General features: G+C 69.1%; 12 protein-coding genes. 11 read left to right on the top strand and 1 reads right to left on the bottom strand.

Annotated elements, in window-relative coordinates:
* The first annotated feature begins 103 nt into the window (after positions 1 to 103).
* Positions 104 to 3,913 carry a helix-turn-helix domain-containing protein gene (locus tag DL990_RS15695; protein ID WP_158632625.1) on the top strand — a complete coding sequence of 1,270 codons (3,810 nt, stop codon included), beginning with the start codon at positions 104 to 106 and terminating at the stop codon, positions 3,911 to 3,913.
* Between the two features lie 265 nt (positions 3,914 to 4,178).
* Here the strand turns inward: DL990_RS15695 and DL990_RS15700 are convergent, their stop codons facing one another.
* Positions 4,179 to 6,293, bottom strand: coding sequence for an ATP-binding domain-containing protein (locus tag DL990_RS15700; protein WP_125786653.1), 2,115 nt, complete (start codon positions 6,291 to 6,293; stop codon positions 4,179 to 4,181).
* Between the two features lie 122 nt (positions 6,294 to 6,415).
* On the opposite strand from DL990_RS15700, the gene rsmD reads away from it, so the two are divergent.
* From rsmD to mutM, 10 genes are all read left to right on the top strand, one after another.
* Entirely contained in the window at positions 6,416 to 6,970 is a 555-nt protein-coding gene (gene rsmD / locus DL990_RS15705) for a 16S rRNA (guanine(966)-N(2))-methyltransferase RsmD (RefSeq protein WP_199746409.1), read from the top strand.
* Positions 6,971 to 7,023: 53 nt separating this feature from the next.
* On the top strand, positions 7,024 to 7,506 hold the full coding sequence (coaD, locus tag DL990_RS15710) for a pantetheine-phosphate adenylyltransferase (RefSeq protein WP_125786652.1): 483 nt from the start codon (positions 7,024 to 7,026) through the stop codon (positions 7,504 to 7,506).
* Positions 7,507 to 7,605: 99 nt separating this feature from the next.
* Positions 7,606 to 8,298 carry a ribonuclease domain-containing protein gene (locus DL990_RS15715; RefSeq protein ID WP_125799113.1) on the top strand — a complete coding sequence of 231 codons (693 nt, stop codon included), beginning with the start codon at positions 7,606 to 7,608 and terminating at the stop codon, positions 8,296 to 8,298.
* Between the two features lie 67 nt (positions 8,299 to 8,365).
* A complete protein-coding gene (locus DL990_RS15720; protein ID WP_125786650.1) occupies positions 8,366 to 8,881 on the top strand; it encodes a SigE family RNA polymerase sigma factor in 516 nt (171 codons plus the stop codon).
* Positions 8,881 to 9,711 (top strand): hypothetical protein, encoded by an 831-nt coding sequence (locus tag DL990_RS15725; protein WP_125799114.1) that lies wholly within the window; start codon positions 8,881 to 8,883, stop codon positions 9,709 to 9,711. The genes DL990_RS15720 and DL990_RS15725 overlap by 1 nt, the downstream gene beginning before the upstream one ends.
* Before the next feature lie 124 nt (positions 9,712 to 9,835).
* Entirely contained in the window at positions 9,836 to 10,561 is a 726-nt protein-coding gene (locus DL990_RS15730; RefSeq protein ID WP_125786648.1) for a DivIVA domain-containing protein, read from the top strand.
* Positions 10,562 to 10,771: 210 nt separating this feature from the next.
* Positions 10,772 to 11,389 (top strand): DUF177 domain-containing protein, encoded by a 618-nt coding sequence (locus DL990_RS15735; RefSeq protein ID WP_125786647.1) that lies wholly within the window; start codon positions 10,772 to 10,774, stop codon positions 11,387 to 11,389.
* 72 nt (positions 11,390 to 11,461) lie between these two features.
* A complete protein-coding gene (gene rpmF, locus DL990_RS15740) occupies positions 11,462 to 11,644 on the top strand; it encodes a 50S ribosomal protein L32 (protein ID WP_005160412.1) in 183 nt (60 codons plus the stop codon).
* A gap of 15 nt (positions 11,645 to 11,659) precedes the next feature.
* Positions 11,660 to 12,406 (top strand): ribonuclease III, encoded by a 747-nt coding sequence (rnc, locus tag DL990_RS15745; protein WP_199746410.1) that lies wholly within the window; start codon positions 11,660 to 11,662, stop codon positions 12,404 to 12,406.
* An 80-nt stretch (positions 12,407 to 12,486) separates the two neighbouring features.
* Positions 12,487 to 13,347, top strand: coding sequence for a bifunctional DNA-formamidopyrimidine glycosylase/DNA-(apurinic or apyrimidinic site) lyase (gene mutM, locus DL990_RS15750; protein ID WP_125792597.1), 861 nt, complete (start codon positions 12,487 to 12,489; stop codon positions 13,345 to 13,347).
* Positions 13,348 to 13,379: the final 32 nt, after the last annotated feature.

A 13,379-nucleotide genomic window follows, 5' to 3' on the forward strand; every position in this document is an offset into this window, starting at 1 on the left:
ACCGACTCGATGTACCCGGTACTCGGCGGAGTCCCCCCGTTTCCAAGGTACGGTTGCCCCCGAATGCGACCGTGGGAAAACCACTGAAAAGAAAGGATTAAGGGTGCCGCGTCCGGAGCGACCTTTAGACCCCGGGGACGATCCGTTACTGGAGTTCGCCGCCGATCTCCGGCGTCTGCGGGAGAAGGCCGGAAATCCGACGTACCGCGAGCTGGGCAGGCGTGCCCATTACTCCGCGGGCACCCTCTCCGAAGCGGCCGGCGGGAAGAAGATGCCCAGCTTGGCGGTCACGTTGGCCTACGTCCGGGCGTGCGACGGCCCCGAGGAGGAGTGGGCGGCCCGCTGGCATGACGTGACCGAGCGGACGCGCACTGGAGTCAGCGATTCACCGGTTGCCGCACCGAATGGGGAATCGGCCCCTTATATCGGTCTGACCGCATTCGGACCGGACGACTCGAGCCGATTCTTCGGTCGCGAACGACTTGTCCGAAAACTCGTCACCAGGCTTTCGGACCAACGATTCTTGGCGGTTCTCGGCGCTTCCGGTTCCGGTAAGTCGTCCTTGCTCCGTGCGGGTCTGCTCCCGGTGGCGGGCGAGACGTCCGTGACCCTGCTGATGACCCCCGGTTCACGGCCGCTGCAGGAGTGCGCCGTCCAGTTCGGCGCCGCGCTCGGGCTCGCGCCCGGCGGGCTGCTCGCCGAGTTCACCGAACATCCGCGCAACCTCGGCCTCGCCGCCCGTCAGCTGGTCGCCGACCGCGAGGGTGACGTCGTGCTGGCCGTCGACCAGTTCGAAGAGGTCTTCACCCTGTGCCAGGACGTCGACGAGCGGGCCGCCTTCCTGTCCGCGCTCGTCACCGCGACGACCGAACCGGAGAGCCGGACCAGGGTCGTCCTCGGCATCCGCACCGACTTCTACACTCACTGCGCGCGGCATCCCGAGCTGGTCGAGGCCATGCAGGACGCGCAGATCCTCGTCGGCCCGATGAGCACCGAAGAGCTGCGGCAGGCCATCTCGCGGCCGGCCATCGACGCCGGGTACCGCGTCGAGAACGCGCTGGTCTCGCGGCTCGTCGCCGACGCGACCGGGCAGCCCGGCGTCCTGCCGCTGCTCTCGCACGCGCTGCTGGAGACCTGGCGCCGCCGCCACGGCAACACCCTCACCCTCACCGGCTACGAATCCACCGGGGGCATCGAACGGTCGGTCGCGCAGACCTCCGAGCACACCTTCACCGCGCTGAGCGAACACCAGCAACGGCTGGCGAACCAGATCTTCCTCCGGATGACCGCGCTCGGCGAAGGCACCGAGGACACCAAACGCCGCATCACCCGCGACGAGGTGGACGCGGACGACCCGGACGTCGCCGTCGTGCTGGACAGGCTGGCATCGTCGCGGCTGGTCACCCTCGACGACAACGGCATCGAGATCGCGCACGAGGCGCTGATCCGGGGCTGGCCGCGCCTGCGTGAGTGGCTCGCCGAAGACCGTGAGGGCCTGCGCGTGCACCGCCAGCTCACCGAGGCGACCGACGCGTGGGAATCGGTCGGCCGCGACGACGGCTGGCTCTACCGCGGCGCGCGGCTGTCCATCGCCAGGGAATGGGCGGGGGAGCACGACAGCGCGCTTTCCCAGCGCGAACGCCGGTTCCTCGACGCGAGCGTGGCGATCGAGAACCACGAACAGACCGTCGCGCGGCGACGCACCAGGAGGTTGCGCCAGCTGGTCGCCCTCCTGGCCGTGCTGCTGGTGCTGGCGACGGCCGCGATGGCGTACGCCGTGCGAGCCGAGCAGACCGCGACGAGCCAGCGCAACAACGCCCTCGCGCAGAAGGTCGCCGGGCAGGCCATCGGGATGCGGCCGACGAATCCGGCGCTGGCCGCGCAGCTCGCGCTGGCGGCGTACCGCGTCGACCCGAGCGTGGACACCCGCGGCAGCGTGCTCGGGATGTTCGAATCGCCGTACTCGACCCGGGTCGGCGGACACGGCCACCGCGTCAACGTGGCCGCCCTGCGTGGCGACGGCCAGGTGATGGTGACCGGCAGCTGGGACCACACGGCCAAGCTGTGGGACGTCGGCGATCCTCATCGGCCGAGGGAACTGGCCACGTTGTCCGGGCACACCGAGAACGTCAATTCTGTGGCGTTCGGCGCCGGCGTGGTCGCGACGGCGGGCTGGGACAAGACCGTGCGGCTGTGGAACGTCGCCGATCCGGCGAAACCCGGGCCGGGTGTGGTGGTGGGGGAGCACCCGAGCCGGGTCAACGCGGTGGCGTTCAGCCCGGAGGCGGCGGTGCTCGCCACCGCGGACGGCGACGGCACGGTGCGCCTGTTCGACGTCCGCGATCCCGCGAAACCGGTGCTCGCGGCCACCCTCACCGGGCACACCGGCAACGTCAACGGTCTCGCGTACGCCCCCGACGGGCGGACGCTCGTCTCGACCGGCGCCGACAAGACCGCGCGGTTGTGGGACGTCGCCGACCCGCTCAAGGCCAAGCCGCTCGGCGTGGTGAACGGGCACACGGCCGGGGTCCACGCCGCGACGTTCGGCCCGGACGGACGGGCGCTCGCCACCGCGAGCATCGACCAGACCGCGCGTCTGTGGAACGTCGGCGACCCGATGGCGCCGACGCCGCTGGGGACGATGACCGCACACAAGACCATCGTGCGGTCGGTGGCGTTCAGTCCGGACGGGACGACGCTGGTCACCACCGGTTTCGACCGCGCCGCGCGGCTTTGGGACATCACCGATCCGGCGAAGCCGCGCGAGAAACCGGTGCTCATCGGGCATACCGCCGCGGTGGTCTGGGCGGTGTTCTCGCCGGACGGCCGCACACTGGTGACCGCGAGCGACGACCAGACGGTGCGGCTGTGGGATCTGCCGGGGCCCGCGATCAGCGGTCCGGCGAGGTCGGCCTGCCGGGCGGTCTACGGCTCCGACGGGAAACTGCTGGCCACCGGCAGCCAGGACGGCGTGGTGCGCCTGGTCGACGTCGCCGACACCCGGAACCCGCGTGAGCTCGGCAAGATCGCGGGCTTCGGCCAAGGTGTCTGCGGTCTCGCGTTCAGCCCGGACGGCCGGACGCTCGCCGCCGGCTCCTGGGACCACACGATGCGGCTGATCGACGTCACCGATCCGCGGAAGCCGGTCGACACCGGCGTCTTCTACCGGCCGGAGGAGGAGATCGACCCGGTCGCGTTCAGCCCGGACGGCCGGACGCTCGCGACCGCGGGCAGCGGGCACACGGTGAAACTGTGGGACGTGGCCGACATCCGGCGGCCCGTCGAACTCGCGACTCTCACCGGGCACGAGGACGACGTCCATTCGATCGCGTTCAGCCCGGACGGCCACACCGTGCTGAGCGGCGGCTGGGACCACACCGCGCGGCTGTGGGACATCTCGATGGCGAAGGCGCCGAAGCAGCTTTCGGTGCTGGAGGGACATTCCGACACGGTGTTCTCGGTGGCCTACAGCCCGGACGGAAAACTCGCCGCCACCGGGAGCGCCGATCGCACCGGCAGGCTGTGGGACGTGACGAATCCGGCGGCTCCCCGGCAGGCTGCGCTGCTGTCCGGGCACACCGACAACGTCATCTCGGTCGCGTTCGGCGGGGACGGGAAGACGCTCGCGACCGGCAGCTACGACCGGTCCGTGCGACTATGGGATGTCTCCGATCCCGGAGCCGTCCGGGAATCGGCGAACCTGACCGACGACGTCGATCGGGTCAACGCGGTGGCGTTCGCTCCCGACGGGCACACCCTCGCGGGTTCCGTCGCGGACGGCAGCGTGCGGTTGTGGGAAACCAGCCCCGAACGGGCCGCCGAACGCATCTGCGCGACCGTGTACCCGCGGATCACGCCCGAAGAGTGGGAACAACACCTGCCGGGGCTCGATTACCGGCCGCCGTGCCCGTGACCACGGCCGATTCGTTGTTCGGCGTTGTTGTTCGGTGGAACGGTCGTGACACCGAACAACGAAGAGGCGCTAGAAATACCCCTGGACGTGCGATGCGTCCCCACATCGTTCACTCACCGGGGGTCTGAAGGGCTCCTTCAGGGCATTCACCAGTGTCCTGAAGGAGCCCTTCAGCTTTTGTCGCCCCGCCCCGTCACGCAATTCGGCACCAGGTTGCGGTAGTCGGCGATGCGAACTACCGCAACCTGGTGCCGAATTGCGGGGGTCAGGCGGCCGGGATCCAGTCCGGGTTCGACGCGAGGACGGTCAGCTGCTGGGTCGCGCGGGTCAGCGCGACGTACAGCACGCGGCGTCCGGTGGTCGACTCCGTGATGAGGTCGTTGGGCTCCACCAGGACGACGGCGTCGTATTCGAGGCCCTTGGAGTCGAGGCTGCCGACGACCTTGAGCCGCTCGTCGAGGAGCCCGTCGAGCCAGCCCTCGACCTCGGGCACCCGGTCCATGGCGGTGATCACGCCGACGGTGCCTTCGACGGCCCCCATCAGCTCCTTCACCGCGGCCTGCGTCGCCGCCTCCAGGCCGGCGGCCTCGACCGGCCGGACCTCCGGCGTGATGCCGGTCTGCCGCACGGCGCGCGGGAGCTCGTCGGCCTCGGCGTGCCCGGCGACGACCTTCGCGGCCAGATCGAAGATCTCCGCCGAGTTCCGGTAGTTGGTGCGCAGGGTGAACCGGCGCCGCGTCGTCTTGAGCCCGAAGGCCTGGTCACGCGCCATCGCGGCCTCTGCCGGATCCGGCCACGAACTCTGCACCGGGTCGCCGACCACGGTCCAGCTCGCGTACTTCCCGCGCCGCCCGACCATCCGCCACTGCATCGGCGAGAGGTCCTGCGACTCGTCGACGACCACGTGCGAGTACTCGTCGTAGTGCCGGGGCCGGGTCGGGGCGCCGCCGCGTTCCGGGTTGACCTCGATGCTCTGCCTGCCCTTGCGCCGCTTCGGTGGCTCGCCGATCAGGACGCGCAGCTCGTCGAGCAGTGCGACGTCCGCGATGGTCCAGCCGCGCGAGCGGTCGGCGAAGTCGGCCGCGAGCAGGCTGATCTCGTTGCGGTTGAGCAGGCCCTTCGCCGCGGCGGCGAGCCGCTTCTCCACGCCGAGCCACCGCAGAATCTGCGCCGGGTACAGGATCGGCCACCAGACCACCAGGAACCGGTGGAACTCGATGCGCTCGCCGAGTTCGCTGATCAGCTCGGCCTTGTCGATCTGACGGCCGTCGTCCTTCGCGTGCTGGTCGGCCTTCGCGGCGAGCGCGTCGAGCAGCAGTTCGGCGGCGCGGATCCGCGACCGGTTCGGCGGCCCGCCCGCGGTGTGCACCTTGCGGCGCACCTTGTCGAGTTCGCGCGCGTTCAGCCGCAGCACCTCGCCGCGGTAGACCATCTTCATGTCCTCGGGCGCGTCTTCCGGCGTGTCCCGCAGCGCGCGCAGCAGGATCTTGCGCATCCGCAGCGATCCCTTGATCGCCGCCAGCGGCGCCGGGTCCTGACGGGTCGCTTCGAGACCGTCGAGGACCTCGCCGAGCGCGCGCAGTTCGACGTTCGTCTCACCCATCGACGGCAGCACCCGCGAGATGTAGCTGGTGAACACCCCGGACGGGCCGATCACCAGCACGCCGGCGCCGCCGAGCTGGCGGCGGTAGCGGTAGAGCAGGTACGCCGCGCGGTGCAGCGCGACCGCGGTCTTGCCGGTGCCGGGGCCGCCGGTGATCTCCGTGACCCCGCGCCACGGCGCCCGGATGACCTCGTCCTGCTCCTTCTGGATGGTGGCGACGATGTCCCGCATCTTCTCGCCGCGCGACCGCCCGAGCGCGGCCATCAGCGCGCCTTCGCCGACGATCTGCATGTTCTCGGGGACCGCGTCGGCGATCAGGACGTCGTCGTCGACGTCGAGCACGTTCTGGCCGGAGCACCGGATCACCCGGCGCCGGACGACGTCCATCGGCTCTTCGGCCGTCGCCTGGTAGAACGCCGCCGCCGCGGGCGCGCGCCAGTCGGTGACGAGGTTGTCGAACTCGGCGTCGCGGATGCCGAGACGGCCGACGTAGATGTGGTCGTTGTCGAGATGGTCGAGCCTGCCGAAGACCAGGCCTTCGTACTCCGCGTCGAGGGTCTGCAGGGTCTGATTGGCGTGGTACACCATCATGTCCCGTTCGAACAGCATCGACGCCTGCTCGAAGATCGCTTCCCGCCCGGCGCCATGGCCGATTTCATAGCCCTTGGTACGCATGGCCTCTGCCTGGGCTCGCAGTTCGGCGAGCCGGGTGTAGACCGTGTCCACATGGGCTTGCTCGATGGCGATCTCGGCCCGTCTGACCCGAGGTTCGGACACGCAACGCTCCTAAACGCTTCTATCGCCTCCGAGGGCGAAGGACGACTCTACGCGAGCTGGGCGGCGGCTTCACCAAGTCCCGGCCAACGTCACGGCCGAAGGCGTTGAGGCACGATGCTCCAATGACCAGGATCGTGGCGGGGACCGCGGGCGGCAGGCGGTTGAAGGTCCCTCCGAAGGGCACGCGGCCCACGTCGGAACGCGTGCGCGAGGCGCTGTTCAACGCGCTGGAGGTCGCCGGCGAGCTCCAGGGGACCCAGGTCCTCGACCTTTACGCCGGTTCGGGCGCGCTCGGGCTGGAGGCGTTGTCCCGCGGCGCGTCGGGCGCGCTGTTCGTCGAACACGACAGGCGCGCGGTCGAAGTGCTCAAGGGGAACGTCGCCGCGCTGGGGCTCGGCGGCACGGTCCGGGCCGGGACCGTCGAGTCCGTCGTCGCCGCTCCGGCGCCGGAAACGTTCGACATCGTCCTCGCGGATCCGCCGTACGCTGTCGATTCCACCCGCCTGGGCGAGGTCATGGCCGCGCTCGCCGCAGGCCGGTGGGTCGTGGACGGGGCGCTGGTGGTGATCGAACGGGCCGCGCGGGACGGTGAACCGGACTGGCCGCCCGGGTTCGAACCGATGCGCACGAAGCGCTACGGCGACACCGCGCTCTACTGGGCGGAATATCAGGTGTGAGACGGCGCACTGATGAACGCGCAGGGGTCCCTTCTCCTTGGTAGCGTCCGCGCATGCGGCGTGCGGTCTGTCCCGGGTCCTACGACCCGGCCACCAATGGACATCTCGACATCATCGAGCGGGCGGCGAGGCTGTTCGACGAGGTCGTCGTCGCGGTGGGGGTGAACAAGAGCAAGAAAGGCCTGTTCACCACCGAGGAGCGGATGGACATGCTGCGTGAGATCACCGCGAAGCTGCCGAACGTGCGCGTGGATTCCTGGCAGGGCCTCCTGGTCGACTACTGCCGCGAGAACGACATCGTCGCGGTCGCGAAGGGGCTGCGGTCGGTCAGCGACTTCGACTACGAGCTCCAGATGGCGCAGATGAACCGTGAGCTGACCGGGCTGGAAACCCTGCTGATGGCGAACAACCCGGCGTACGGGTTCGTGTCGAGCTCGCTGGTCAAAGAGGTCTCCGCGCTCGGGGGCGACATCGAGCACCTCGTCCCGCCGATAGTGTTCAAACGTCTCATGGAGAAGCACTCCGAACGAGGTTGACCCGAACGGCCGAAGCCGTTGGTCGGTCAACGGTGAACGGCGGTGAAGAGTTCATCTCGGCGCCTTCTGGTGAATACACGATCGGGTTACGGTCCGAAAATGACCAACAAACGATCGCGGATCGCCGCCGCGCTGCTCGTTCTGCTTGTCACGTTCTTCGGCGGGCTGAGTGCCGCGCAGGCCACGGCCGCCCCGGTCTCGATCCAGCAGAATCCGTGTGGGGATCTCACCGGGTTCAAGCATGTGTCGCTCTCGTCGCTGCCCGCCGAGGCGACGACGACCTACAACCTCATCCAGAAGGGTGGCCCGTTCCCGTACCCGGACAAGGACGGCACGGTCTTCTCCAACCGCGAGAACATCCTCCCGAAGTGCGCTTCGGGCTACTACCGCGAGTACACGGTCCCGACCCCGGGTTCGCCCGATCGCGGTGCGCGCCGCATCGTCACCGGTAACGCCGGCGAGCACTTCTACACCGCCGACCACTACAAGACCTTCTCCGTGATCGACGCCGACGGCACGCCGTCGCCGTCCTGCGGCGACACCTCGAAGCTGACGAAGGTCGGCTACTCGACGCTGTCCTCCGCGGCGAAGTCCGTGGTGGACAAGGCCCGCGGTGGCGCGACCGGCACGGTCTACGAGAACCGCGAAGGCGTGCTGCCGTCGTGCGCGGCCGGTTACTACCAGCTGTTCCCGGTGGGCACGAGCGACCGCGTGATCTCCGGCAAGGGTGGCGAGATCATCTACACCCCGGACCGTTACGCGACCTTCAAGCTGGTGAACCTCGACGGCTGATCCGCTCATGCAACATTTCGTGCCTCCTCGTCCGTGAGATACACCGGAACACGGACGAGGAGGCACGATGCGGTCTGGGGACGATGCGAGCTTCAGGGAGTTCGCCAGGGACAAGGCGCTACCGCTCAGGCGGACGGCGTATCTCCTCTGCGGCGACTGGCATCTCGCGGAGGATCTGGTCCAAACCGCGCTCATCAAGCTCTACCGGGTCTGGCCGAAGGTCCGCCGGAAAGGGCCCGTCGACAACTACACGAGGCAGATCCTGATGCGCTGCTGGCTCGACGAGCGGCGACGACCTTGGCGGAGCAGAGAGAACCGCGACGGCGTCGTCCCCGAAGAGCCCGCCGCCCCGGCCGATGCCGGGGTCTCGGATTCGCTGCTTCGCGCCCTCGCCGAAGTTCCGCCGAAACAGCGCGCCGTCGTCGTGCTGCGCTACTGCGCCGATCTCCCGGTCGCGGAGGTCGCCGTCGCGCTGCGCTGTTCGGAAGGGACGGTCAGGAGCCAGGCCGCGCGAGGGCTCGACGCCCTGCGTGCGGCCCTGCAGAGACAGCATGACGAGGCTGTCTCCGGGAGGAGCGCGTGATGGACGAACTCGAAAACAGGCTGCGCGGGATCGAACTGGCCGAGCCACCGCTCGGCTTCGACCCGGACGAAGTCGCCGGGACGGCGGCGAAGAAGGTGCGAAACCGGCGGGCGGTCGCGGTGACGGGGGCCGCGACACTGGCGATCATCGCGGCCGCGGTGGTGTTCGTGGCACCAGGTCACGATCCCGTGGTCACACCGGCCGGGCCGCCGTCCCCGACGACTGTCCAAGCGGGGCCGGCGAAAACCCCGAAACCGCCGGTGTCGCCGAAGGTGGACTTGACGGCGCAGAAAGCGCGGATCACCGGGCATCTGGCGGCCACCCTGCCCACCGTGCTCGCCGGGACCAGTGACATTCGGGTCCGCTCCGTACATCAGCTGCGGACCGAGAACGACTGGGACGTGCTCGTCGTCATGGTCGGCTACCGGGACGCCGCCGGCGCCGAACGGCCCCTGGTGATCACGATCAGCGGAACCGAGGCCGCCAAGCTCGGCTTCTCCCTGGAAGACAGCTGCAAACCCGGCCGGAAGGCCATCAACGGATTCGATGCGGACATCGGCGGGGTGACGAGCGGGGAACCGGTGGACTGTACGAAGACGCCCCGAGCCGACGGAAGCACCGTCGTCGTCTCCGGACTCGTCCCGTCGTTGCCCGCCGGCGACGTCGAACCTGCCCGCAGCGTGACCATGTACCGAGCCGACGGTACGTCGGTCGCCGTGACCGCCGGTACGTCGGTCACCGTGACCGCCGGCACGGGCGGCGGCGGCTCGATTCCGGCCGACGACCAGCTGATCGGACTGGTCACGGATCCGGAGCTCAACCTCCGGTAGGTGGCGCGCGGTACCGGTGGGGACACGCCCGGTACCGCGCGCTTTCACCCCTTACGGCGGCGATGAGGGCAAACTGATCTCAGGGAATGTGGGGATCGCTGTAGCAGTAGGTAGGGAGTGGGCCGTGTACCGGGTTTTCGAGGCGCTCGACGAGCTCGTCACCATCGTGGAGGAAGCCCGCGGCGTGCCGATGACCTCCAGTTGCGTCGTTCCACGCGGGGACACCCTCGAGTTGCTCGACGACATCCGCGACGCCCTCCCGGGTGAAGTCGACGACGCGCAGGACGTCCTCGACAAGCGCGACCAGCTGATCCAGACCGCCCGCACCGAAGCGGCGGAGACGATCACCACGGCGAACACCGAGGCCGACCGCACGGTCGCCGACGCCCAGGCGGAGGCCGAGCGCATCCTCGCCGACGCCCGCGCCCGCGCCGAGCAGATGATGAGCGACGCGCACGGCGAGGCCGAGCGCATGGTCGCCGCCGGACAGGCCGAGTTCCAGAGCCTCACCGACCGCTCCCGCGCGGAGTCGGAGCGGATGATCCAAGCCGGCCGCGACGCCTACGAGCGCGCCATCGAGGACGGCCGCGCCGAACAGGCCCGGCTCGTCGCCCAGACCGAGGTCGTCCAAGCCGCGCACGGCGAGGCGGCCCGCATCGTCGACGAAGCGCACGTCGAGGCCGACAAGCAGCGCAGCGACTGCGACGCCTACGTCGACGGCAAGCTGGCCGAGTTCTCCGAACTGCTGGCGACCACGCTGCGGACGGTCGACTCCGGACGCAACCACCTGCGGTCCCCGGTCAACCTGCCGGGCAACAGCCGCACGTCGCTGTACGACTACCAGTCCTGACCCGGGCGTTCCGGCGCCCCCTTGCTCGCTTGAAGTACATGAAGGCCCCCTTCCTCGCGCCCAGGTACAGGAAGGGGGCCTTCATGTACACGGGAAAGGACCTCCACGCTTGGTGCCTCAAGGAGTCCTTCACGGACGGGCAGCTGCCCGCCGGGGCTTCGCGGGGCGTGCCCGAAAGTCGGTGGCGGGGACTGCGTACCCTGGTCATCGATGTCTGAGAACAAGTCGCCGCAGGCCAGGCCTGCGCAACTGGACGGCCGGAACCCGTGGGTGCTCGACACCCGCGAACTCGGCCGTCACGCCGGCCTGAGCAAGGCCGTCCAACGCGCCATTCCCGTCGAGACCGCGCTCGGTGTGCCCGACGTCATCACCATCGACGCCGGCTCCAGCCTGGAACTCGACCTGTTGCTCGAATCCGTCGTCGAGGGTGTGCTCGTCAGCGGTACGGCGTCCGCCGTCGCGACGGGGCACTGCTCGCGGTGCCTCGACCCGATCACGGAAGACGTCGAGGTCGACCTGACCGAGCTCTTCGCCTACCCCGGCTCCGCGACCGAGGAGACCACCGACGAGGACGAGATCCCTCGCCTGGTGGACGACCGGATCGACCTCGAGCCGACGGTCCGGGACGCGGTGGTGCTGGCGCTGCCGCTGGCCCCGCTGTGCACCGAGGACTGCCGGGGACTGTGCATCGAATGCGGTGTCAAGTGGGCCGATCTCGAGCCCGGGCACGGGCATGAGAAGATAGACCCTCGGTGGGCCACGCTGGTGAGGCGTTTCGGCGACGAAACGGCCGATGACCAGGCTGATGGCCCCGGAAAGCAAGCCTGACGAGCACCAGCTCGTTCCGGAGAAGCAAGTTCGCTCGCGACCGCGGGCAGACCGTCTGAAGGAGATCTACTCGTGGCCGTCCCGAAGCGGAAGATGTCGCGATCCAACACCCGCGCGCGCCGCAGCCAGTGGAAGGCGGCTCCGGTTCAGCTGGTGCCCTGCTCCAACCGCGCCTGCAAGCAGCCGAAGCTCCAGCACATCGCGTGCCCGGCCTGCGGCCAGCACAATGGTCGCCAGGTCGTCGAGCCCGCCTGATCGGCAGCTGACGACATGGGGGGCAAGTCGGCCGGTGGACCACCCGTGGACACCGCACCACTGCTCGAAGCACTCGGGATCACGATCGAGCCCGAGCTGCTGACATTGTCGCTGACCCACCGTTCTTATGCCTATGAGAACGGTGGGTTGCCGCCGAACGAGCGCCTGGAGTTCCTCGGGGACGCGGTGCTGGGTCTGGTCGTCACCGACCACCTTTACAACACCCATCCCGACCTGGCCGAAGGTCAGCTCGCGAAGCTTCGCGCCAGCGTGGTCAACATGCACGCGCTGGCCAGGGTCGCGCGCGGCCTCGGCGAAGGTGGGCTCGGCAAGCACCTGTTGCTGGGCAAGGGCGAAGAGCTCACCGGCGGCCGGGACAAGGCGAGCATCCTCGCCGACGGTCTCGAAGCCGTCATCGGCGCCGCGTATCAGCAGCACGGCATCGACATCGCGCGTAAGCTCGTGCACCACCTGTTCGACGGTCTGCTCGCCGAAGCGCCGCTGCGTGGCGCCGGACTGGACTGGAAGACCAGCCTCCAGGAGCTGACCGCGTCGGCCGGGTTCGGCGTGCCCGAGTACAAGGTCGAGGACACCGGTCCCGATCACCGCAAGGAGTTCACCGCGACCGTCCTCGTCGGCGGGCGTGAACTCGGCTACGGCTCGGGAACGACCAAGAAGGAAGCCGAGCAGAAGGCCGCCGAGACGGCCTGGCGACAGCTTTCGGCCGAACTCGACGTCGAACAGCCGCCGAAGACCACCTGAGTCCCGCACTCCCTCGTGAGTGGTAATAACGGTTCTGGCCGTCATTACCACTCACGAGGGCCGGTGGGAGAATCGACGTCATGCCCGAACTCCCCGAGGTCGAGGTGGTTCGCGCCGGGCTCGAGGCGCATGCCTCCGGCCGGACGATCACCGAGGTCGAAGTTCTCCACGCCCGCGCGATCCGCCGTCACGAACTCGGCGCCGAGGATTTCACCGGACGCCTTTCCGGTACCAAGATCACCGCGGCCCGCCGTCGCGGCAAGTACCTGTGGCTGGAGCTTTCCGACGGCCAGGCCATGCTCGCGCACCTCGGCATGAGCGGCCAGATGCTGGTCCAGCCCGAAGAAGCGCCTGACGAGAAGCACCTTCGCGTGCGATTCCGTTTCGCCGACAACGGGCCCGAGTTGCGCTTCGTCGACCAGCGGACTTTCGGTGGTCTCGCGCTCGCGGAACTCACCGAGGTCGACGGGACGGCGTTGCCGTCCACCATCGCGCATATCGCTCGCGATCCGATGGACCCGCGCTTCGACCTCGACCAGGCCGTCCGCGCGCTGCGGTCGAGGCGGACCGAGATCAAACGCGCCCTGCTCGACCAGACCCTCGTCTCCGGTATCGGCAACATCTACGCCGACGAAGCCCTCTGGCGGTCCAAGCTCCACTGGGCTCGGCCCACCGAAAAGCTCACCGCGGCACAGGGCCGGACGGTCCTCACCGCCGCCGGCGAGGTCATGGACGCCGCGCTCGTCGCGGGCGGGACGTCGTTCGACGCCTTGTACGTCAACATCAACGGCGAATCCGGGTATTTCGACCGATCGCTCGACGCCTATGGCCAGGAAGGCCTGCCCTGTGGCCGGTGCGGAACCGCGATCCGGCGTGATCCCTTCATGAACCGCTCGTCCTTTTCGTGCCCCCGGTGCCAGCCGCGCCCGCGCTTGAGGTGAAAACTGTCGTGTACGGCGCGGGTGTCGCGTCA

Origin of the sequence: Amycolatopsis sp. WAC 01416 (genome assembly GCF_003947485.1) — a bacterium.
Lineage (GTDB): Bacteria > Actinomycetota > Actinomycetes > Mycobacteriales > Pseudonocardiaceae > Amycolatopsis.

Excerpts from the sequence above, each read along its gene's own strand:
- DL990_RS15720 (WP_125786650.1), top strand. The coding sequence starts at position 8,366 with ATGCGGTCTGGGGACGATGCGAGCTTCAGGGAGTTCGCCAGGGACAAG.
- rnc (WP_199746410.1), top strand. The coding sequence starts at position 11,660 with ATGGGGGGCAAGTCGGCCGGTGGACCACCCGTGGACACCGCACCACTG.
- rsmD (WP_199746409.1), top strand. The coding sequence starts at position 6,416 with ATGACCAGGATCGTGGCGGGGACCGCGGGCGGCAGGCGGTTGAAGGTC.
- DL990_RS15735 (WP_125786647.1), top strand. The coding sequence starts at position 10,772 with ATGTCTGAGAACAAGTCGCCGCAGGCCAGGCCTGCGCAACTGGACGGC.
- coaD (WP_125786652.1), top strand. The coding sequence starts at position 7,024 with ATGCGGCGTGCGGTCTGTCCCGGGTCCTACGACCCGGCCACCAATGGA.
- mutM (WP_125792597.1), top strand. The coding sequence starts at position 12,487 with ATGCCCGAACTCCCCGAGGTCGAGGTGGTTCGCGCCGGGCTCGAGGCG.
- DL990_RS15725 (WP_125799114.1), top strand. The coding sequence starts at position 8,881 with ATGGACGAACTCGAAAACAGGCTGCGCGGGATCGAACTGGCCGAGCCA.
- DL990_RS15715 (WP_125799113.1), top strand. The coding sequence starts at position 7,606 with ATGACCAACAAACGATCGCGGATCGCCGCCGCGCTGCTCGTTCTGCTT.